At 63.5% G+C, this 22,203-nt stretch carries 19 protein-coding genes; 7 read left to right on the forward strand and 12 right to left on the reverse strand.

All coding sequences use genetic code 11. From position 1 onward, the window contains the following. Nucleotides 1-17: 17 nt before the first annotated feature. The 3 genes from ACBG85_RS19445 to ACBG85_RS19455 all read left to right on the forward strand — a co-directional run bounded on the left by ACBG85_RS19445 (nt 18) and on the right by ACBG85_RS19455 (nt 3,396). Nucleotides 18-644, forward strand: coding sequence for a phosphoribosyltransferase (locus tag ACBG85_RS19445; protein ID WP_007736162.1), 627 nt, complete (start codon nt 18-20; stop codon nt 642-644). A gap of 126 nt (nt 645-770) precedes the next feature. Continuing rightward, entirely contained in the window at nt 771-1,469 is a 699-nt protein-coding gene (locus ACBG85_RS19450; RefSeq protein WP_030536916.1) for a hypothetical protein, read from the forward strand. A gap of 139 nt (nt 1,470-1,608) precedes the next feature. Beyond that, entirely contained in the window at nt 1,609-3,396 is a 1,788-nt protein-coding gene (locus tag ACBG85_RS19455; protein ID WP_042450345.1) for a long-chain fatty acid--CoA ligase, read from the forward strand. A gap of 56 nt (nt 3,397-3,452) precedes the next feature. On the opposite strand, the gene ACBG85_RS19460 is transcribed toward ACBG85_RS19455, so the two are convergent. The 3 genes from ACBG85_RS19460 to ACBG85_RS19470 form a co-directional block, all read right to left on the reverse strand. Beyond that, nucleotides 3,453-4,448 carry an NAD-dependent epimerase/dehydratase family protein gene (locus ACBG85_RS19460; protein WP_082845821.1) on the reverse strand — a complete coding sequence of 332 codons (996 nt, stop codon included), beginning with the start codon at nt 4,446-4,448 and terminating at the stop codon, nt 3,453-3,455. 78 nt (nt 4,449-4,526) lie between these two features. Then, nucleotides 4,527-5,897: an FAD-binding oxidoreductase gene (locus tag ACBG85_RS19465; RefSeq protein WP_372024435.1), complete on the reverse strand. Its 1,371-nt coding sequence runs from the start codon at nt 5,895-5,897 to the stop codon at nt 4,527-4,529. Next, complete coding sequence (locus ACBG85_RS19470) at nt 5,894-6,595, reverse strand: FadR/GntR family transcriptional regulator (RefSeq protein WP_073513009.1); 702 nt, start codon at nt 6,593-6,595, stop codon at nt 5,894-5,896. The genes ACBG85_RS19465 and ACBG85_RS19470 overlap by 4 nt, the downstream gene beginning before the upstream one ends. A gap of 92 nt (nt 6,596-6,687) precedes the next feature. Here ACBG85_RS19470 and ACBG85_RS19475 point away from each other — a divergent pair, with 92 nt between their 5' ends. Then, nucleotides 6,688-7,305 carry a cysteine hydrolase family protein gene (locus ACBG85_RS19475; protein ID WP_030536921.1) on the forward strand — a complete coding sequence of 206 codons (618 nt, stop codon included), beginning with the start codon at nt 6,688-6,690 and terminating at the stop codon, nt 7,303-7,305. 5 nt (nt 7,306-7,310) lie between these two features. On the opposite strand, the gene ACBG85_RS19480 is transcribed toward ACBG85_RS19475, so the two are convergent. Further along, a complete protein-coding gene (locus ACBG85_RS19480) occupies nt 7,311-7,952 on the reverse strand; it encodes an alpha/beta hydrolase (RefSeq protein WP_003945142.1) in 642 nt (213 codons plus the stop codon). An 83-nt stretch (nt 7,953-8,035) separates the two neighbouring features. Between ACBG85_RS19480 and ACBG85_RS19485 the strand changes: the two genes are divergently transcribed. Beyond that, entirely contained in the window at nt 8,036-11,479 is a 3,444-nt protein-coding gene (locus ACBG85_RS19485) for a TM0106 family RecB-like putative nuclease (RefSeq protein ID WP_341513607.1), read from the forward strand. 28 nt (nt 11,480-11,507) lie between these two features. Here ACBG85_RS19485 and ACBG85_RS19490 read toward each other — a convergent pair whose 3' ends face one another. Continuing rightward, nucleotides 11,508-12,683: an amino acid deaminase/aldolase gene (locus tag ACBG85_RS19490; RefSeq protein WP_003945107.1), complete on the reverse strand. Its 1,176-nt coding sequence runs from the start codon at nt 12,681-12,683 to the stop codon at nt 11,508-11,510. A 70-nt stretch (nt 12,684-12,753) separates the two neighbouring features. Further along, complete coding sequence (locus tag ACBG85_RS19495; protein ID WP_020908434.1) at nt 12,754-13,401, reverse strand: TetR/AcrR family transcriptional regulator; 648 nt, start codon at nt 13,399-13,401, stop codon at nt 12,754-12,756. 78 nt (nt 13,402-13,479) lie between these two features. On the opposite strand from ACBG85_RS19495, the gene ACBG85_RS19500 reads away from it, so the two are divergent. Continuing rightward, nucleotides 13,480-14,793, forward strand: coding sequence for a D-arabinono-1,4-lactone oxidase (locus ACBG85_RS19500; RefSeq protein WP_341513608.1), 1,314 nt, complete (start codon nt 13,480-13,482; stop codon nt 14,791-14,793). Between the two features lie 3 nt (nt 14,794-14,796). Here the strand turns inward: ACBG85_RS19500 and ACBG85_RS19505 are convergent, their stop codons facing one another. From ACBG85_RS19505 to ACBG85_RS19520, 4 genes are all read right to left on the reverse strand, one after another. After that, a complete protein-coding gene (locus ACBG85_RS19505) occupies nt 14,797-15,762 on the reverse strand; it encodes an adenosine deaminase (protein ID WP_311093730.1) in 966 nt (321 codons plus the stop codon). 7 nt (nt 15,763-15,769) lie between these two features. Further along, entirely contained in the window at nt 15,770-16,531 is a 762-nt protein-coding gene (locus ACBG85_RS19510) for a crotonase/enoyl-CoA hydratase family protein (protein ID WP_058037437.1), read from the reverse strand. Nucleotides 16,532-16,566: 35 nt separating this feature from the next. Then, complete coding sequence (locus ACBG85_RS19515) at nt 16,567-17,760, reverse strand: class I adenylate-forming enzyme family protein (RefSeq protein ID WP_030536925.1); 1,194 nt, start codon at nt 17,758-17,760, stop codon at nt 16,567-16,569. A 93-nt stretch (nt 17,761-17,853) separates the two neighbouring features. Continuing rightward, nucleotides 17,854-18,654, reverse strand: a complete 801-nt coding sequence (locus tag ACBG85_RS19520) for an enoyl-CoA hydratase/isomerase family protein (RefSeq protein WP_007736151.1) — start codon at nt 18,652-18,654, stop codon at nt 17,854-17,856. Here ACBG85_RS19520 and ACBG85_RS19525 point away from each other — a divergent pair. Then, on the forward strand, nt 18,653-20,053 hold the full coding sequence (locus tag ACBG85_RS19525) for an FAD-binding oxidoreductase (protein ID WP_372024442.1): 1,401 nt from the start codon (nt 18,653-18,655) through the stop codon (nt 20,051-20,053). The two genes, ACBG85_RS19520 and ACBG85_RS19525, sit on opposite strands and share 2 nt — an antisense overlap. Here the strand turns inward: ACBG85_RS19525 and ACBG85_RS19530 are convergent. Then, on the reverse strand, nt 20,013-21,497 hold the full coding sequence (locus ACBG85_RS19530; protein ID WP_003945132.1) for a DHA2 family efflux MFS transporter permease subunit: 1,485 nt from the start codon (nt 21,495-21,497) through the stop codon (nt 20,013-20,015). The genes ACBG85_RS19525 and ACBG85_RS19530 overlap by 41 nt on opposite strands. A gap of 2 nt (nt 21,498-21,499) precedes the next feature. Beyond that, a complete protein-coding gene (locus tag ACBG85_RS19535) occupies nt 21,500-22,123 on the reverse strand; it encodes a PadR family transcriptional regulator (RefSeq protein WP_007736146.1) in 624 nt (207 codons plus the stop codon). Nucleotides 22,124-22,203: the final 80 nt, after the last annotated feature.

The raw sequence follows: 22,203 nt of genomic DNA on the forward strand, positions 1-22,203 counted from the left end.
TTCTCGAGGACAACGCAGTGACCCAGTATCGGGATCGATCTTCCGCCGGCAAATTTCTGGCCGGGCGGCTCGAGACCTTGCGTATCGACAAGCCCGTCGTTCTCGGACTCCCGCGCGGCGGAGTTCCGGTCGCAGCCGAGGTGGCTGCGGCACTGAACGCTCCGCTCGACATCGTGGTGGTGCGCAAGCTCGGCAGTCCGTACAACCCGGAACTGGCGATGGGCGCCATCGGTGAGGGCGGCGTGCGGGTCCTCAACCACGACGTCATCGCAGCGGTTCGCGTCTCGAAAAGAGAACTCGTCGCCGTCGAACGCGACGAGCGAACCGAATTGGAACGGCGGGCGCATCTCCTGCGCGAGGGGCGGACCCCGGTTTCCCTCCACGGACGCACTGCGGTGATCGTCGACGACGGAATGGCTACGGGCGCGAGTGCCGCCGTTGCCTGCCGATGCGCGCGCACCGCGGGTGCTGCCGCCGTGATCGTCGCTGTCCCAGTAGCGTCCCCCGAAGCCATGAGAGTGATCGCGTGCTCCGCCGATCGGGTCGTCTGCCCCTTCGTTCCTGCCCTGTTAGGCGGCGTCGGTGCTGCATTCGAGGACTTTCATCAACTCAGCGACGACGAAGTGCTGTCCTTCCTCGCCTGAGTGCACACCTCTCCAGCCTGAGCACAGTCCAAGAGATCTCTGAGAATTTGTGATGTATGCAACATTTCGCTCCTCGGTGCCGATAGCCCAAATGGAACAAAAAGAATTCGGCTTTCTGGAGGAACCGTGACCATCTCGACCGATACCGTCGACGCCGTCGCAGCTGCGTGCCGTGACCGCCTGGGCGACCCTTCCGCCTGGGTTGCGTCAGACGCTTATCGACAGAGCCTCGCCCTGTGCATCATCGAATCCGTTCAGTCCACGTCGGGTCACAGCGAAGTGACCGTCGTCGATCGCTACCTGGCGTACCGGAAAGCCCGCGAGGACAAACCCGTCACGGATGGCGCACGTGAACTACTCCGCACCTTCGAGGAAGCCGGCAGTTCGGACCAGTGGGCAGGCAAGATCGGCTCGTACAAGCGTCGCTACACGGCGACGGGTGTCCCGATCGAGGCACGGCACATCCAACAGGTCGCCGAGAAACTCCATCACTTGCGGATCAACAGCGTCGAGGACCTGCTGTCGGCCGCCGATTCCGACAACGCTCTCGAAGCCGTTCACCATGCCTGGGTGGACGCGTGCGGAGACGGTTCCGAAGTGACCTGGGCCCACCTGTTGATGTTGGCCGGAATTCCGCACACCGATCTGGGGACCGCTGCCGACACCTTCATCAGCGCGACACTCGGCACCACCGAGTTGCCGGGAGACACCTCGGAGATCCTTGCAGCTACTGCAGAGCAACTCGCAGTGGATCCGGACCGATTGGACTACGCAATTCGGCGGTGGCTGTCCGTGCACGGTCGCACGCTCCAACACGTCGCCTGAGTACCTGTAAACAGGCGGTCACACTAAACTGCAGGTCAGCGCCCGACCAGTTCTACCGAATAGTAACGACAGTGCAAAATGACGACTAATGTGATGCAATGCACATCAGAAATGTCAGTAGTCACTGGAGGGGTCAATAGTGCGCGAGTTCTCAGTTCCACAGTCGTTCTCAATTCCGGAGAACGTATCCATGGCCGACTCCGTGTTCCGTCACGCCGAAGAAGACCCCACATTCGTGCCGTTCAAGAGGCCGTCGAACGGTGGATGGGTCGACGTCACTGCAGCTGAATTCGCGAAGCAGGTCTCCGCAGTTGCCAAGGGCCTGATCGCTTCGGGCGTCGAGCTCGGCGACCGCGTCGCTATCCTGTCCGCGACTCGCTACGAGTGGGTCGTTCTCGACTACGCCATCTGGACTGCCGGCGGATGCACCGTCGCGATCTACGAGACCTCCTCCCCTGATCAGGCGCAGTGGATCCTCGAGGATTCAGCGACGACACTTCTGGTCGTCGAAACGGCCAAGCACGCGGAGACTCACAAGGAAGTCACCGACGGCGCAGAAGCCCTCCGCGAGGTTCTTGTCATCGAGTCGGGTGCGATCGACGAGCTGTCCAGTCGCGGTTCGGCAATCACCGACGAAGAACTGCACACTCGTCGTCACCAGGTCACCGCTGCCTCGCCCGCGACCCTGATCTACACCTCCGGAACCACCGGACGCCCCAAGGGTGTCCAGCTGACGCACTCCAACTTCTACGCCGAGTCCAACGCCTGCCGCCTGGCGATGCCGGAGTCCATGGTCCCCGGCAAGAAGACTCTGATGTTCCTGCCGCTTGCCCACGTATTCGCGCGAGCGATCTCCTTCGGCGCTTTCGACGCCAAGGTCACCGTCGCCCACACGTCGGACCTGACGACGCTGCTCGAGCAGTTCGCCGGCTTCAAGCCCAACTTCATCCTCTCGGTGCCCCGCGTGTTCGAGAAGGTGTACAACTCGGCTCGCCAGAAGGCAGTCGACGGCGGTAAGGGCAGCATCTTCGACAAGGCTGCTGCCACCGCCATCGAATACAGCGAATCCCTCGAAAAGGGTGGCCCCGGACTGGCACTCAAACTCAAGCACGCGGTATTCGACAAGCTCGTCTACTCGAAGTTGCGCGCAGCTCTGGGTGGCGAGTGCGAGCGTGCAGTCTCCGGTGGCGCAGCCCTCGGCGCGCGCCTCGGCCACTACTTCCGCGGCGTCGGCATCCCGATCTACGAGGGCTACGGACTCACGGAGACCAGCGCCGCAATCACCGTCAACACCTCGAGCGCGCAGCGCGTCGGCACCGTCGGCAAGCCGATCAACGGCCATGCAGCACGGATCGCAGAGGACGGCGAACTCCTCCTGCAGGGCCCGGTCGTGTTCGCCGGCTACTGGCACAACGAGAAGGCCACCGCCGAATCCATCGTCGACGGCTGGTTCCACACCGGCGACCTCGGCTCGATCGACAACGAGGGCTACGTCTCCATCACCGGACGCAAGAAGGAAATCATCGTCACCGCGGGCGGCAAGAACGTCGCACCGGCAGGCCTCGAAGATTCCCTGCGCGCGCACGCTCTGATCAGCCAGTGCCTCGTCGTCGGCGACGGTCAGCCGTTCATCGGTGCACTGATCACCCTCGATCCGGAGACTCTGCCCGGTTGGGTCGAGCGCAACGGCCTGCCCGCCGGCACCCCGATTGCCGATCTGGTGAAGAACGCCGACCTGATCGCCGAGATCGACTCGGCCGTTGCCGACGCGAACAAGAAGGTCTCCAACCCCGAGCAGATCAAGAAGTACACGATCCTCGAAGTCGACTTCACCCAGGAGACCGGTGAATTGACGCCGACGCTCAAGCTCAAGCGCAACATCATTCACGAAGCTCACAAGACCAAGATCAGCGACCTGTACGCCTGATCGATCGTCTTTCACGAGTCTGGCCCGGTTCGAATGCGAACCGGGCCAGACCCGTTTCACTGTCCGGCGGAGAGTAGTTCCTTTTCGATCTCGGATGGAAGGCCGTGCACCGCACGATCCTCCCGCTGAGTCGGCAGAGTTTCCCGCTGCATCCACTCCCAGGTATCGCGCACGGTGTCTTCGACGGGCCGGCACCGCAGCCCTGCTTGCCCCGCCTTGGCGGTGTCGGCTTCGAGGAAGCCCGCGAACTCACCCTCCTGCGGCACCCAACACGGAAGTTGTGTCCACGGCTGCGCTCCAGCGGCCGCCAGCCTGTCCTCGTCGATCCACACGAGTTCAGCGTCCGAACCGGTGGCAACCACGCACGCCTGGAGGAGTCCGGAGGTAGTGGTGTGGCCGGACGGGCTGATGACGTCGTATGCCCCGCTGATCCCGGCGGCCAGTCCGGACAGGACAAAGGTTGCGATGTCGCGGGCATCGACGTACTGCAACGGTCTGGTCGGCACTCCGGGAGCAACGACACGTCCGCCCGCCGCGATACGCTGCAGCCACCACGGCAACCGCCCGATGTCCTCGCGCGGGCCGAGGATCAACCCTGCCCTCGCGAGTAACGCGTCCGGAAAGGATTCCAGGACAGCGAGTTCGGCCCCGCGTTTGGCGGACGCGTAATCGCTGTAGTCATCGGAGGTCGCAGATGCGGCCACCACTGGTGAGGTCTCGTCTACGTGCAAGCCCCATTGGTAGACGGATCCACTGGAGATGTATGCGTACCGGTCGACGTGACCGAGTAAGACGCGCGCATTTTCCCCGATCACTCGGGGGCTACCCGACCAGGTGTCGACGACAAGATCCCATCGACGATCACCGAGCGCATCAACCATCGCACGCTGATCGGTGCGATCCGCGAACAGGACCTCCGCTGTAGGTGGTGGCGCTCCGGTGAGCCCACGATGGAGCACTGTCACCTCCCAGCCCCGAGCCAAAGCGGCATCGACGAGAGCGTGGCCGAGGAACCGTGTTCCTCCGAGCATCAACAGCTTCATGAGGGCCATCGTCACTTGAAAAGCGTCGTGCGGCAACACGTTCGTCTGGTAGCGCAATTTCCGGCGACTGGGGCACGGACGAACCGCTCAGATACCTCGTCCGGGATTGAGAACGTTCTTCGGATCGAATGCGGCCTTGACTGCAAGCATCATTTCGCGTTCGGTCTGGCCGACCATGTCCGCCATGTACGGCGCTTTGAGAACCCCGATACCGTGTTCACCGCTGATCGTTCCGCCCAACGCCAGTGCGCCGGCAACGATGTCGTCGAAAGCTCCGCGCGCACGATCCTGCGCACCCGGTTCGGCAGCGTCGAACACGATGGTCGGGTGGAGATTGCCGTCGGCGGCGTGACCGAAGGTTCCGATCGTGACGCCGTGGCGATCGGCCGCTTCACGAATGCATTCCAACATGGACGGCAACGCCGGCACCGGCACCGCGACGTCGTCGAGAAGTACCGTGCCCAACGCCTCGAGAGCCGGCAAGGCCATGCGGCGCGCGGCGGTGAACTCTTCACCTTCCACCGGATCGTCGGTGTGGAAAACCTCTCGGACCCCGGCACTTTCGCACGCCGCGGCGCAGTCCGCTGCCTCGGCGGCCGCCGACCTACCGTCGCACTGGATGAGCAGCATCGCCCCGGCCGATTCGTCCAGCCCCATCTTGGTCAGCCGATTGACGGCGCCGATGGTGACGTCGTCCATCAACTCCATCTGACACGGTTCGGCCACTGCCGACACGGCGAGGACGGCATCGATCGCGGACTCCGCGGAATCGAAGAAGGCGACCACAGTGGTCGCGGCAGTGGGCGCCGTACGCAACCGCATCGTGGCTTCGACGATGACCGCGAGAGTGCCCTCCGACCCGACGAGCAGATGTGTCAGGTCCAGCCCCGCAACGTTTTTGCGCGTCCGTGCACCGGTACGGATCACACGCCCGTCGGCGAGTACCGCCGTCAGGGCCGCAACGTGATCACCGGTGACGCCGTACTTGGCGCAACAGATGCCGCCTGCATTTGTCGCCAGATTGCCGCCGATACTCGAGATGGACCGGCTTCCCGGATCCGGTACGTACCAAAGACCCTGCTGTGCAACAGCTTCCGCCAGGTCACCGTTGATCACTCCGGGCTCCACCGTGGCGGTGCGCGCGGCACGATCGATCTCGAGAATGCGATCCATGCCCGCGACGCTCAAGACGATGCATCCGTCGAGTGCGTTGGCGGCGCCGGCCAACCCGGTACCTGCCCCTCGTGTCACCACCGGAACGGCGAGTTCGTGGGCCACCGTCATGACCGCAACGACGTCGTCGACCGTCTTCGCCTTGACCAGCGCGGCGGGCCTTCCGGCTGCGGTGAGCAGTGATTGATCCCGGACGTACGCACCCATTCGGTCGGGATCGGTTGTCGCCCTGTCCCCCACCGCTTTCTGCAGACGCTCGCCCAACAGATCGATACTCGTGGTCATTGCGTTCGTCCTTCGTAGAATCCGCGCACATGGCGCTCGACCAAAACGGCAGCCTCGTCAACTGCACCGCGCTCGATCGCGTCGGCGATACCCTCGTGCTCTGCCAGCAGTGCGCCGAGCGTGGCCGCCGAGTTCTCGCGCGAGTCGAGTTCACTCAGCAGGTAGCCGGCGATGCTGTCGCGGAGAACCGTCATGACCAACCCGAACGCCTTGTTCCCGCCGGCTCCGGCCAGCGCAACGTGAAAGTCGACATCGGCGTCGTGGAATGCGACCGAGTCGTCGGCAAGGGTTGCGACGCGCATCCGCTCGATCGCAGCCCGGGCGCCGTTCGGCACCGCGACGACAGTGCGCAGCGCAGCAGCTTCGAGCAGCACTCGCAATTCGACAAGATCGCCCAATGGAACTGCACCCACCTGCAACGCCGTGCTGAGAGCTGTGGCTGCGGAATCGGCCGTATGCTCGTGCGTCACCCGAGGCCTGGCAGTAGAAGTGGTGTCCGCGCCGGTCAACAATCCCTGCGCTTGCAGGACCCGAAGGGCCTCACGGACCGTCGATCGCCCCACCGAGAACGTCTGCGCGAGTTCCTGTTCGGTCGGCAATGCCTCGCCGACGGGAAGCGAGCCGTCGAGTATGGCAGCACGGATTCTTCCCGACACGGCAAGGCTGAGCGGCATGCGCGACAACGGAGTCGTATCCATGCCGCGACGCTACCACCCCTTGCCTGCTTGTCTGACAAACTGTTTAATTGAGGAGATTCGTGACCCGGACCACAACAGAGAAGGTGTCGACCATGACCGACAAGCTCGAATTGGATCCCGCGACCACCGCCGTCGTGCTCATCGAGTATCAGAACGACTTCACCACCGAGGGCGGTGTCCTCCACGAGGCCGTCGCACCAGTCATGGAATCGAACGGACTCCTCGCGAACACCGCCGCGCTGGTCGATGCGGCCCGGGCGGCGGGTGTCACCGTGATGCACGCACCGATCACCTTCGCCGAGGGGTACAACGAAATCACCTCGCATCCGTACGGAATCCTCAAGGGCGTCGTCGACGGAAAGGCCTTCGTGAAGGGTTCGTGGGGCGCCGCTATCGTCGACGACCTCACTCCGAAAGACGGCGACATCGTCATCGAGGGCAAGCGTGGACTCGACACTTTTGCCAGCACCAACCTCGATTTCATTCTGCGCAGCAAAGGAATTCGCACGATCCTTCTCGGCGGTTTCCTGACCAACTGCTGCGTCGAATCGACCATGCGCACCGGATACGAGAACGGTTACCGGGTCATCACACTCACCGATTGCGTGGCAGGCACTTCGGTCGCCGAACACGAGAACGCGATCACCTACGACTACCCGATGTTCTCGCACCCCGTCACGTCGAAAGAGGTGCTCGGCGCGCTCTCCTGAGAGGACTACCTGGAATGCGCGAGAAGGAATTCACGGCTGACGTTGGTGACACTGGCGTGAACCTTCTCGTGCAGCAGGTCGTGACCGGCGTCCTCGAACTCGCGCATCTCGACGTTGCGCAGCGTCCGCGCCCAGTCCCGGACGGGATCGACCGGGGCGATCCGGTCGTCGGTACCGTGAACGACCAGGACTGGGATGCCCGCGTCGGAGAGTTCCGCCCACCCGTGTTGCTCGACCGCACTGCGCGGGATGCCGCACAGCACTGCGGAGGCAAAATCGTGATCGCGATGAGCCAGCATCGTCAGCGCCGTCACGGCACCTAACGAATGACCCATCACCGCCTGCGGAACTTCGGGCAGTTCCGCCAAGGCGATGTCAGCCAGCGCGGCTGCATCGGCAGCAAGATCGGAGAGCGGAGCCCCGACTCCCGGATCACCCTCCGACAAACCGTGCCCGGTGTGATCGATCGCCCACACGTCGATCCCCGACGCCGTCATTGCGCCCGCGAAGCGGTGATACTGGCCGCTGTGCTGGCCGAGACCGTGCAGAAAGACCAGTGACACCGTGGGCACCGCACCCCCTGCCGCCGGCCAATGCCGAAAGTGCACCTGACCGGTTCGTCCGTCGAAGAAAGGCATGATCGTCATTCTGCACGCCGCTACCGATATCCGCGGCTCGTGAGCGATTACTGGTGGGTTGCCTTGTCGGTGAGCGATGGCACAATCGCCCTGTGTTCCTACTCGATGATCAGATCGTCTACAGCGCCAGCGACCTCTCGGCTGCGGCCTCGTGCGAGTTCGCACTGCTGCGGCAACTCGACGCCCGAACCGGTCTGATCGCGGCCGAGGCCGCCGAGGCGGATCCGATGCTCGAACGGACGTCGAGCCTCGGCGACTCGCACGAGCGCGAACAGCTTCAGAAGTTCATCGATCACCACGGAGACGGCGTCGTCGTCATGCCGCGACCGGAACACTCACGCGCAGGCATGACCGCTGCCACGTTGGCCACCGTCGAGGCAGCACGATCGGGCGCGCCAGTCATTTATCAGGGAACCTTTTTCGACGGCCGATTCCTCGGGTTCTGCGATTTCCTCGTCCGCGAAGGCGACACCTACGCGGTCTACGACAGCAAGCTCTCCCGGCACGCCAAGGTGTCGGCACTTCTACAACTCGCCGCATACGCGGATGCGTTGGAGCGCAATGCAATTGCCGCCTCCGATCAAGTTCATCTACTGCTAGGCGACGGCAGCACGTCGTCGCACGACATCGGAGACATCGCGCCGGTATTCGCGGCACGTAGAGCTGAACTCGAACGAGTCCTCGACGAGCACCGCGCCGAGGGGAAACCGACACAGTGGCTCGACGATCGGTACCTGCGTTGTGGTCGATGCGACACCTGCAGCGTCGAGGTCGAAAGCCATCGAGACCTGCTGCTGGTTGCGGGCGTCCGCGGCAATCAGCGTGAACAGCTGATCGTCTCGGGGATCACGACAATCGACGAACTCGCCGCGAGCACCGGCCCAATCGAGGGCATCCGCCGGGAAACACTCGACAAACTCCGTGCACAGGCCGCGGTTCAACTACGCCAGGAACTGTCCGGCGACGCCGAATTCGAGGTCTACGAACCCTCGGCGCTCGGCGGACTCCCCATCCCCGACGACGGCGACATCTTCTTCGACTTCGAGGGCGATCCGCTCTGGGCCGAGGACGGGTCCACCGATTGGGGGTTGGAGTATCTGTTCGGTGTGGTCGAAGGGCCTGCGGACGACTACGTGTTCAAGCCGTTCTGGGCACACGATCGCGAGGGTGAGCGCCAGGCGCTCCTCGACTTCCTCGATTACGTCACCGCGCGTCGAGAAGCTCATCCAGGCATGCACATCTACCACTACGCCGCGTACGAGAAATCGGCGCTGTTGCGCTTGGCCGCACGTCACGGTGTCGGCGAGCAGACCGTGGACACCCTGCTCAGCGAGAACGTGCTCGTCGACCTGTACCCGATCGTCCGCGCGTGCCTGCGGATCGGACAACGCTCGTACAGCATCAAGAAACTCGAGCCGCTCTACATGGGTGAGCACGGCCGCGACGGCGACGTGACCAATGCCGCCGCTTCGGTTGTCGCTTATGCCGACTACTGCGAATTGCGCGACGGCGGACAAGCCGACCAGGCCAGGGAACTTCTTCAGGGCATCTCCGACTACAACGAGTACGACTGCGAATCCACTCTGCGCCTGCGCGATTGGCTTGCCGAGCGCGCCGCAGAACACGGCGTCGAACTTCGTGAGCCGACCGGGCAGATCAAGATTCCACTCGAGGAGCTCACCGAATCGGAGATCGCGCTCCGCGAATTCGCAGGACACAAGGCAGGTTCGGCGCGTACCCCCGATCAGCAGGCAGCTGCTCTACTGGCTGCTGCGGTGGGGTACCACAATCGTGAGCGGAAGCCGTACTGGTGGGCCCACTTCGACCGATTGGTCACACCGATCGAAGACCTGGTGGACATCCGCGACGTCATGGTGGTCGAACAGTCCGAAATCGAGGCGGACTGGCACAAGAGCACTCCACGTCAGAAGAAGTTCCGTCGACACATTCAGCTGACCGGAAGTTTCGGCACCGGAACGTCTTTGAGCCCGGGCAGTGATCTGTTCGCTCTCTACGCAACCCCCTCCCCCGATGCCGTTGCAAGCGAGAACCCCACCCAACGCGGCACCAGCAGCGTCAAGGTCACGGCCGTGGTCAAGTCCGAAGGACTCGACGTGGTCACCGTCGAAGAACTGCTCGGCGGTGACGAATACATCGATTCCCCGGTCGCGTTGGCACCTGGTCGTCCGATTCCCACCGGACGCATGGAGAAGTCCATCGCCGCTGCCGCGTCCGACGCCAGCGAGAGCCTGCCCGAACTGCCACACATCGCGGCAGTCGACATTCTCAGGCGCAGCACCCCGAGAACCCTCTCGGGTTCACCGCTGCCACCTGTCGGCACCGACAACAACTACGCCGACGCCATCACCGCCGCACTTCTCGACCTCGACGATTCCTACGTGGCGGTGCAAGGTCCTCCCGGTACCGGCAAAACCTACACGGGCGCTCGTGTCGTCAAGACACTGATCGAACAACACCATTGGCGAATCGGCGTGGTGGCACAATCACATTCGGTGGTCGAGAACATGCTTGGCGGCATTCTCAAGGCCGGCGTGGACCCTGCACTGGTCGCGAAGAAGGGCAGCCGCAGCAAGACCGCAGAATGGCAGGACATCGCATCCGAAGAATATGCGAGATTCATCGCCGAGGCCGAAGGCGTCGGCTGCGTCATCGGCGGCACTGCGTGGGACTTCGCGAACACCGATCGTGTTCCGGCGGGCAGCTTGGACCTGCTCGTGGTCGACGAGGCGGGCCAGTTCGCGCTCGCCAACACCATTGCCGTCGCGATTTCCGCGCGAAACCTGTTGCTGCTGGGCGATCCGCAGCAGTTGCCGCAGGTGAGCCAAGGTACTCACCCCGAACCTGTCGACGAATCGGCGCTCGGTTGGCTCGCCGAGGGACACGGCGCACTGCCACCCGAACTCGGCTACTTCCTCGAGAAGACTTGGCGGATGCACCCGGATCTGTGTGCGCCCGTGTCCGCATTGTCGTACGAGGGCAAGCTGCATTCCCAGGAAACCGTGAGTGCGGCAAGAAAACTCGACGGACTCGCTGCCGGAGTGCACACGGTGTTCGTCGATCACCGCGGCAATTCCACGTACTCCCCGGAAGAGTCCCACGAAATCGTTCGCCAGATCCAGGGCCTTCTCGGTACGCCATGGACCGACCCGAGCGAGTTCGAGGGAACCCGGCCCCTGGAGCAGGCGGACATCCTCGTGGTCGCGGCATACAACGCCCAGGTCGGTACCGTTGAGCGCGATCTCACCGAAGCCGGTCTCACGGAGGTCGAGGTCGGGACCGTCGACAAGTTCCAGGGCCGCGAGGCCGCGGTGGCAATCGTGTCGATGGCCGCATCTGCCGTCGAGGACGTCCCGCGAGGGATGTCGTTCCTGCTGTCGCGAAACCGTCTCAATGTTGCTGTCTCACGCGGCAAGTGGTGCGCGATCATCGTCCGATCACACGCGTTGACGCAGTACATGCCGAGCACGCCCGCAGGATTGGTGGAGCTGGGCGCGTTCATGAGGTTGACGAGCTAGCCAAATATTTTCACACCCAAAGCCTGTCCTACCCGAAACACTGCCCTTCGCCGCGGTAGGTGGGAACCGAGGTTCGGGTGCCGTCGGCTTCGACCACATACACGCGGTCGAAGCGCTCGCACAGCTCGCCGGCCTTGGCGTGACGGAACCATACGCGGTCGCCGATCGCGATGTTTCCGGCTTCCTTCCCGGTGACCGGCGTCTGGACTTCGCCGGCACCTTCGTTGCGGAGCAGTTTGAGACCAGCGGGCCAGACCGGTGACGGAACGCGGGTGGCTCCGGCAGGTCCCGACGCGATGTATCCGCCGCCGAACAGGGTCGTGACGGACGGCGTCGGCTTGCGCACGGCCGACAGTGCGAAGAACAGCGCCGGATCGGGACGGAAGGCGCGGTAGCGGTCGAACAGGGTCGGTACGTACAGTCCGGAGCCTGCTGTTACCTCGGTCACCACAGGATCGGCCGAACTGACCTCCAGCGACCCCGTACCGCCGCTGTTGACGATCTCGAGTGCACCCACGGCATCGGTGACGGCCGCGACCACAGCGCCCCTTCTGGACGCCAGTTCGCGGGCAGAGGCCTTCTTGACCCAACCGATCGGAGCGCTGGTGTCCGGGAGGCCGGCGATCTGGGCTTCGTAGAACATCACTCCGACGACGGAGAATCCGCGCTGACGAGCACGCGCCGCGAGTGCGGCGACCGCGGCAGGTTCGCGCAGCGGCGAGCGTCGTACGCCCAGATGGATCGGGCCGATCCGCAGTGACGCGTCGACGTCGAGACACACGCGGACAGGCGCATCCCCCGTCGACGCCGAACGAATGAGGTCCAACTGCGCATCGTCGTCGACCATCAAGGTGATCGATGCGAGAGCGGTGTCGTCGGCAGCGAGATCCGCGATGGCGCCACGATCGGCGGTCGGGTACCCCATCAGGATGTCCCGTGCGCCGAGCCCGACCAGCCACAGAGCCTCGCGCAGTGAGTACGCCATGATTCCGCGGAATCCGCCGGACGCGGTCAGTGTGTCGCCGAGAGTTTCAGCCAGAACCGTCCGACAACGAACCGATTTGCTCGCCACTCGCACCGGGGTTCCACCGGCGCGGCGCACCAGGTCGGCTGCATTACTGCGCAGTGTGGTCAGATCCAGAGCAGCCAGAGGCGGGTCGAGTTCTCGCGTGGCAGCAGTGAGTCGATCAAGGGTCCTGGTCACAGATGATCCAATCGTCGCGGCGTGCGACCAGTCAATCACCAATCCTGGACGTATGTCCAGGATGGCGGTTCTACTGAGGCGCGACCACGGCTTTGTTGGCGATTACCTGAACCATTTCTCCGAACTCGGCAATAGTCGCGTCGGAGTCACGATCGACCAGCCATCGCAGAACAAGGCCGTCGATCATCGCAAGACTCAGTCGCGCAATCGAACTCAACGGCTCCGTCCACACCGTGCCCGATATCTTGGCGCACTCTTCGAGAAACGACACCGCGAGCTCATCCATGATTCGGTACTGCTCAAATGCAACCGCCCCAGCACGTTCGGCTCCGAGATTGCGACTACGCAGTGCCTGCGCAGTAATTTCGTAGGTCAACAACTGGCGATCCGGGGTTGCCTCGATGGTCGGCCACATTCCGGTCAGGCCGATGTGCAGCAATTCCCTGAGCCCCTGCACGCCACTGAGATCCGGCGCATGGCGGACCTGCGCGAACGCATACTGCATCGACGCACTGAGCTGCAGAATGAGCGTTTCACCCATTGCCGCGATCAGCGCTTCCTTGCTCTCGAAGCAGTAATGAACGACGCCGAGCGATACCCCGGCCTCCTCTGCCACCGCCCTTACCGTCACAGAACTGACACCGCGCTGTTCCGCAATAGACAAGGCGGACTCGACCAATTGTGTGCGGCGTTCGTCCGCCGGGAGCCTGTTCAGCATCCAATGATCGTAGAACGCAAATGACAAAATCTTCGCGCAATACTTGCCTGGACGACCGTCCAAGTACATTATTGCGTAATGGCTTCGGACACTTGGCAGAACTGGGCGGGCACTCAAAGCGCCGCGCCGCGTCGCTTTGCGACGCCGACAAATACCCGTGAACTTTCGTCGTTGGTCGCCGAGGCCGCCTGGCGTGGCCAACGTGTGAAGGCCGTCGGCGCCGGCCACTCGTTCACCGGTGTCGCGGTCACTGACGGTGTCCTCGTCAGCCTGGACAACTTGAGCGGAATCGACTCGATCACACCGACCGACGACGGTGCGCTGGTCACTGTTTTTGCAGGCACTCGCCTTCATGCTCTCAACGACGCCTTGTGGCAACGCGGATATGCGATGGCCAATCTCGGTGACATCGACGTCCAGTCACTGGCCGGCGCGACGTCCACCGGCACACACGGCACCGGCGCACGATTCGGCGGTATCGCCACGCAGATTCGCGGAATCGAGATCGTTCTCGCCGACGGATCCGTCGTTACCGCAAGCGCCGACGAAAACGTCGAATTGTTCGAAGCAGGCCGCCTCGGATTGGGCGCAATCGGCATCATTTCGAAGATCACTCTCGCCTGCGTCCCGCGATTCACACTTCGCGCAATCGAGGAACCCGACACGCTGTCTCACATACTGGACACCCTCGAGAGCGATCGTCTGGGCTTGGACCACTTCGAGTTCTACTGGTTTCCGCACACCGACCGTGTCCTGACGAAGAGCAATACGCGACTGCCCGGAGATACCGAACCCGATCCAGTGGGCAAGGTCCGCGCGTTCGTCGACGACGAACTCCTCTCGAACACACTCTTCGAAGGCGTCAACCGCGTTGCCACCCTGGCGCCGGCCGCGATCCCGAGAATCAACAACGTGTCGTCTCGATTGCTCGGCGCCCGGGAGTTCACCGATCGCAGCTACCGAGTATTCGCGTCTTCGCGCCGGGTGAAGTTCAAGGAGATGGAATACGCGATCCCCCGCGAACACGTCACCGAGACACTCCACGAAATCGACCGCTGGATGAAGAAGTCCGGAACTAACGTCGCATTCCCCGTCGAAGTACGTTTTGCTGCCGCCGACGACCTCTGGCTCTCCACTGCTCACGGACGCGACACCGCATACATCGCCGTACACCAGTACCACCGACGCCCCGAAACCGAATACTTCGCCGCAGTGGAGGCAATCGCGCGCGCCGTCGACGGCCGGCCGCATTGGGGAAAAATGCACAACCGGACCGTCGACGACCTGCGTCCTACGTACGACCGACTAGACGACTTTGTCGCCGTTCGAGACAAGTACGACGCGAATCGTGTGTTCGACAACGAATACTTGCGTCAGGTACTCGGCGACTGACGGTCAGTACCGCAGTAGTTCCGCTTTTCGCGCATCGCTCGCAAACGAGGCCTTGATCGAGTTCCGGGCGAGGGTGTCTCGCTCGGCCTCCGTCAGACCCAGGGCTCGGCCCAGTTCGGTGAAATTGTCGTCGACATATCCCCCGAAGTAGGCCGGGTCGTCGGAGTTGACCGTGACGATCAAACCCATCTCGAGCATCGATCGAAGCGGATGATCCGACAGCGAATCGAACACCCGCAGACGAACGTTCGACAACGGGCAGACCGTCAGTGGAATCTCCTCGTCGACCAGACGCTCGATCAGGGCAGGATCCTCGAGTGCCCGGACTCCGTGGTCGATCCGCTCGGCGCCGAGAATGTCGAGCGCCTGCCAGATGTACTCGGGCGGTCCCTCTTCACCGGCGTGAGCCACAACGTGCAAACCCTCGGCACGCGCGCGGGCGAACACGTCCTCGAACAGTGACGGCGGGTTGCCGACCTCCGCGGAGTCGAGTCCGAGCCCGACGATCGGAGCCTGCAGGCGAATTATCTCGGAGAAGATCTCCTCGGCGTCTTTGACGGGCTGATCTCGGAGGATGGCGGCGATTGCCGCGCTGCTGAGCCCGAACTCGCGCTCACTCGATGCCACCGCATCCATGATCCCGTCCAGGACCTCGGTCAGCGGAACACCACGGACCACGTGCGCCTGTGGATTGAAGAAGAACTCGGCATGCGCGACGCCGGCGGCAGCCGCGCGGCGGAAGTACGCTCGCGTCAGGTCGGCAAAATCCTCCGCGGTGCGCAGGACGGCCATGTTGGCGAAGTAGAGATCGAGGAACGACTGCAGATCGGTGAACTCGTACCTCGACTTCAGATCGTCGATATCCTTGTACGGCAAGTCCATTCGATTGCGCTCGGCAAGTCGGTAAATCTGTTCGGGTTCCAGAGAACCCTCGATGTGCATGTGCAGCTCTGCGACAGGTGTAGCCATGTCGGTGTTACCGCCCCTTCCAGACCGGGGCGCGCTTCTCGGCGAACGCCGTCGCGCCCTCGCGTGCATCTTCGGACGCGAACACCGGCGCCATGACCTGCAACTGCTTCGCGAAAGCTTCGTCGTCGGACCAACCGCCGGCCTTGACGATGATCTCCTTGGTGACCGCAACCGCGAGCGGTCCGTTGCGGGTGATGCGCTCAGCCAGCTCCAGCGCGCCTTCGAGCGCCTTACCTGGCTCGGTCAACGTGTTCACGAAGCCGTAGCGGTAGGCCTCCTCGGCTGTGAAACTGTCACCGGTCAGGGCCAGTTCCAATGCCTTCTGGTACGGAATCCGCTTGGGCAGGCGCAACAATCCGCCTCCACCTGCGACCAGCCCTCGCTTGACCTCCGGGATACCGAACTTCGCTTCGGACGACGCGACCACCAGGTCGGTGGCAAGCACGAGTTCCGTGCCGCCTGCCAACGCGAAGCCCTCGACCGCCGAAATGATCGGCTTACGCGGCGGCCCTTCCGTGAATCCGAGACCGCGTCCCGGCACGAGTACGTTCTCGCCGGCCACGAATGCCTTCAGATCCATACCGGCACAGAAGTTTCCGCCGGCTCCTGTCAGCACCGCCAAGGACAGATCGTCGTCCGCATCGAGCTCTTCGACCGCAGCGGCCAATGCGTGACTGACCGCCGAGTTGATGGCGTTACGCGCCTCGGGCCGGTTGATGGTGATGATCAGTGTCCGCCCGCGCCGCTCGGTGAGAACCTCGTCCGCCATGATGTCCCTCTCGTTTGTCGACCACGCTCGCGTGACTACGCGACGTTGCGTTCGACAATACGGACGAAGCCATCGGGGTCGATCTGCGCGGTGTCGTGAGTGCAGAACCACCCCTGGGTGAACCTCGTCGAGGTCGCTTGCGGCGAGTTCCAATACCGACGCGTGACACTCGGTCCACGGCACAGCAACTCACCGAAACCACCTGGAGCATCCGGGCCGTACAACGCCACTTCCATTCCACCGAAAGCGATTCCGACGCTTCCGAGGTGGGTGGGTGCCGACTCGGTTGGCAGAATGAGACCAGCCCCACAGGTCTCGGTTTTGCCCCACCCGATCACATGCCGAGCGGCCGGGAACAGGGTCAGCAGCTTGGATTCCTGTTCGGCCGTGATCGGCGACCCGCTGCAATCGATCCACTGAACCGACCTCGAACCGGCACGCGCCGCCGGTCCAAGGGTGAGCAACCGTGGCTCGAGCAGGTCCTCGGGCCGCCCGGTCACGATGTCGACGGTATGCACACTCTCACGCCAGAAGTCGCCGGCGAGGACCACCGTTCCACCGACCACCAACGTCGCGAGCACGTGCACGAACTGCCGCACCGACTTGAAGTCATTGTCCACCAACAGATTTCGCACACCTTCGACGCCGTAATCGCGCGAGTGCAGAATGCCGACGATGGCGGAGAGCACGTTCTCGTTGCTCAACTCGACGCCCAGCATTTCGCCCGAAGAATCGGCGGTGTACGCGAGGATCGCCATCTCCTCCGGGGCGGCACCGTCGTCGATGAACGGAACACCGTGTGGGAGTTCCCCGTCGAGCACCAACACCGAGCCACTGTCCGCGATGACGAAGTCCGCCGCGTCGTCGCTCAGATGAACACCCACGGAGACTGGAACACCGCCGGCGAGAATGACGCCGAGGCACGCCTCCATCCACCTCACCCCGGCGGCGACGCGAATGGCCACACGGTCCCCGATCTCGACGCCTCGCGACTTCAGCCCGCCTGCGACCCGCGACGCCTCGGCCCACAACTCCGCGAAGGTGACCTGTTCGCCGTCGACCTCCTCCACCGCGATGCGTGAGGAGAATCGATGAACGGCGATATCGAGGAGTTCGGACAGCGACGGGTCGAGTTGGCTGTACCGAAGCACCCCGTCACCCGCACGGGTGACACGGGCGTCGGCGAGGAGCTGAGTCGAACACGGGTATTCCACAAGCGTCGACCGCATCGATACCTCCACGTCACTGACAACCCACCGGCCATTCGACTATATGACGTGGATCACAGTTCGTGGAGGTCTCTGGCGATAATCGTCGCAAACTTACTTTCCGGAGTAGACCGCTTTGCCCGGTCCGACCTCGAGGAAACTGCGGACAGCGCCGCGTAGGTCATCGGTGGCGAACAGCGCACCGGACACCCCGGGAGTCACCGAATCCGCGTGGGCGATCCCGCCGGAACGCCAGGCCGCCACGATCTGCTTGGTGGCGTCGTGGGCTCGCGTGGGCCCGTCCGCCAACCGGGCCGCCAGGGCACGCGCCGCAGCATCGACATCGTCGTGAACGGCATTGACGACGCCCCACGAGTGCAGAGTTGCGGCGTCGTAGAGATCGCCGGTCATGACCAACTCCCGAGCCCGTCCAGAACCGGCGCGCTCGGCCAAACGCTGCGGTCCACCCATGGACGGCGTCAGACCGACCACTGTCTCGACCAGTCCGAACTTCGCCTTCGGCGCCGCGAGGATGATGTCGCAGGCCAAGGAGATCTCGAAGGCAGCAGTCAGCGTCAGCCCGTGCGCCGCGTAGATGACCGGGCACGGCAACGCCTCGAGCGGATGGCAGATCTGGGCGAACAGTTCGCGCCACAATTCCGCTCCCTGCTCCGGGTTCAGTCCGTCGAACACATGGACGTCGACGCCGGCCGAGTTGACCTTGCCCTCGGCGCGCAGAAGCACAGCGCGCGGTGGGTTTTCGGTCAGCGCTGCAACATCGGCGATGACGGCGTCGAACATGGCCTGATCGAACAGATTGAGTGGTCCGTGCGCGAACGTCAGGACAGCCACCTCGGCACCACCATCGGTGGTGAAGCGCTCGAGACGGGTGGGATGCGATTCGGGAGCAGTCATGCCGCCACACTGCCACATCGAACCGGCCTACGATCGTCGGGTGGACGGTCTGAGAAATGCACTCGCGGACGTTGTGGGACATCGGTTCGTCGTCGACGACGCCGACGTGTTGGCGACCCGTTCCACCGACCAGACAGGGCGCTACAGCGGGCGCGCCAGCGCTCTGGTCCGACCCGGAAATACCGCCGAAGTCTCGGCAGTGCTGAACGTGTGCCGCTCGCGCGGCGTACCGGTCACCGTTCAGGGCGGGCGAACCGGTCTGGTCGCCGGGACGGTGCCCGAGCACGACGACGTCCTGCTCTCCACCGAACGCCTCCAGGCCATCGGCGAAGTCGATGTTGCCGCCGGTCGGATCACCGTCGGTGCGGGAGTGGCACTCGCGCAGGTACATTCGGCGGCCGCTGCCGCCAGCCTGAAATTCGGCGTGGACATAGCTTCACGGGATACGGCGACGATCGGCGGCATGGTCTCCACCAATGCCGGTGGCCTGCACACGGTTCGATACGGGAACATGGCCGAACAGGTGCTCGGACTCGAGGTGGTACTCCCCGACGGGACCACGGTGCGCCGGTCACCGAAAGTGTTGTCCGACAATTCCGGATACAACCTGCCCGCACTGTGGGTGGGCAGCGAGGGAACTCTTGGGGTGGTCACTTCCGTCGACCTGAAATTACGGAAGATACCGACTCACCGCGTCACATCGCTGACCGGTTTCGACCGACTGCAAGACGTCGTCGAGGCGGGGCGAGTGTTGCGCACTCTCGACGGCGTCGACGCACTGGAGTTGGTGGACGGGCGCGGTCTCGAACTGGCCGCCCACCATTTGAACGCCGCGGTGCCGACGGGGCGACCGTGGTACCTGCTCGCCGAGGTGTCCGCGGCCCACGATCCGCTGGAAGACCTGGCCGAGCTGCTCGAACGCATCGACCCACCGCAGACCCCGGCCGTGGCGGTCGACGATCCCGGCTCGGCGCGTTTGTGGGCGGCGCGCGAATGCTTCGCCGAGGTGGTCGGATTGTTCGGTCCCCCACTGAAATTCGACGCGGCGCTGCCGCTGGACTCGCTTGCCACCTTCGCCGAGGACGCCGCGGCGGTGATCGCGAGTCGTGCCCCCGAGGCAATTCCGATCCTCTTCGGACATGTCGCCGAGGGAAATATCCACCTCAACGTCCTGAACTGCCCGAACGCCGACACCGTGTACCGCAGCGTCCTCGAACTGGTTCGCGATCACGGCGGAAACGTCAGTTCCGAGCACGGGGTGGGCTCGCTCAAACGCAACTATCTGGACCTGGCCCTCTCTGCGGAGGACATAGCCACGATGTGGGCGATCAAGCGAGCCCTGGACCCGAGCGACTATCTCAATCGTGCAGTGATGTTTCCCGACGCGCTTCGGCACTGACGGCCATCGCGTCGTCGTGTGCGTCGCCGCGCAGAGGCCGAGCGAAGCACACCGAAGCGACGAAGCCGATGAGCAGCACGCCTGCGGGCAGCCAGATCGACTCCGACATCGCCGTACTGAACGGTTCACGGACGAACTCGGGTAGGTGACCCACTCCGGCTTCGGAACTGCCGCCGGTCAGACCCTGTGCCGCCAATCGTGCGGTGATCAGTGCTCCGATCGCGGCACTGCCGAGAACCGCACCCACCTGCCGGGTGGTGTTGTAGACGCCGGCGCCGGCGCCGGCCTGCATCGGAGGCAGGTTGTGTGTGGCGGTGGCCGCGAGCGGTGACCAGATGCATGCGTTGGCGAAGCCGATCAGGCCGATCGGCAGGAGCAGTTCCCAGATCGCGACGTCGGGAGACATCACCAGTGCGAGCCAGCCCAGGGCGATCGCGAACAGCAGGAAGCCGGTGCCCGCGATGTAGCGCGGATGCGTCTTGTCGACGAGCTTGCCGATGATCGGCGCAAAAATGCCGGTCAGCACGGCCATCGGAACGAGGAGGAGCGCCGACTGCGTCGGGGAGAGTCCGCGAACTGCCTGGGTGTAGAACATCAGCGGAAGGACCATCGACGTGATCGCGAAGCCCATCGCGGTGATGGCGACGTTGGCGAGCGAGAAGTTGCGGTCCTTGAAGAGTTCGAGTGGGAGCAAGGGCTCGTTCTTGTTGCGCGACTGGTAGAACACGAACACCGCGAGCAACACCACACCGGCGCCGATCAGGCTCCAGACGAATCCGTTCCAGTCGTACGAACTGCCTTCCTGGATTCCGAACACGAGCAGGAACATGCCTGCGGCGCTGAGAATCACGCCGGGGATGTCGAACTTGTGCTCGCTGGTCGGCAACGACGGAACAAGCTTCCAGGCGAGGAGGAAGGCGATGACACCGACCGGGACGTTGACGATGAAGATCCATTCCCAGCCGAGATTGTCGACCAACACACCACCGGCAAGCGGACCGACCAGCGTCGCAACACCGGCAACCGCGCCCCACAGGCCCATTGCGGCGCCACGCTTGTTCGGCGCGAACGTGCGTGTGATGACGGCCATCGTCTGAGGCGTCATCATTGCGGCGCCCAGACCCTGGAAAGCCCTTGCCACGATGAGCATCTCGACGCTGCCGGACAGACCGCACCACAGTGAAGCGCCGGTGAACAGTACGAGGCCGATCATGTACAGGTTCTTCGGTCCGAACCTGTCACCGAGCCGGCCGGTGACGAGCAGCGGCACCGCGTACGCCAGCAGGTACGCGCTGGTGACCCAGACGACCTTGTTGATGTCGGTGCCGAGGTCCTCCATGATCGCAGGGTTGGCGACAGCGACGATGGTGCTGTCCACCAGAATCATGAAGAACCCGATACACAGCGCCCACAGCGCGTGCCAGGGATTGACCTGCTTTTCCATCTTCAGTCCTTAGGTAGTGCGGACGAGCCTGCGGAGCCGGCCAGCCGGTCGAGAAGTTCTTGTGAGAGCCAGGGCATTTCGCCGCTCTCGATGTCTGTCACCAACGCGCCGATCCACTCTCTTTCGGCGACGGTCAGTGCGTGGGCGTAGTCCGCGCCCACCGTGAAGATTCGTGGTTTTTCCGCCGCCTTCAGCGCTTCGTAGTCGGCCTCGAATTTCGCGATCGTCTTGTCGAGGTGCGCGAGACGAATTCGAAGCATCTGACACGCGGTGGACGCGGAGAGGTTGTGCATTTCGGCGAGCGCGAGCGGCAACCGCGGATACTCCCGCACCGGAACCGCCAACATCTCACGTAGTTGATGCTCGAGGGCCTCGCGGCCCCGGGCGGTGATCTCGTACGTCGTCCGTTCGGGCCGGTTGCCCTCACGATCGGTCCCGATCGAAGCCAGAAGTTCCTGCTTCTCCAACCGGGAAACCGTGTGATAGAGCGATCCCGGCTTGATCTTCACCAACTGATCGCCCCGGCGAACCGAGGCCAGTTGATACATCTCGTACGGATGCATCGAACGCTCGGACAGCAGGCCCAGAACGGTGATTCCCAGAGGCGTCAGTGACACGTCACCCATGAGTCCCCCTCCCTGACAAGCCGCAATTGACTATTTCTTGACTATTCCACCTGAAATAGTCCACCTGGAATATACGACCT

This window comes from Rhodococcus sp. NyZ502, assembly GCF_041464245.1.
GTDB lineage: Bacteria > Actinomycetota > Actinomycetes > Mycobacteriales > Mycobacteriaceae > Rhodococcus_F > Rhodococcus_F qingshengii.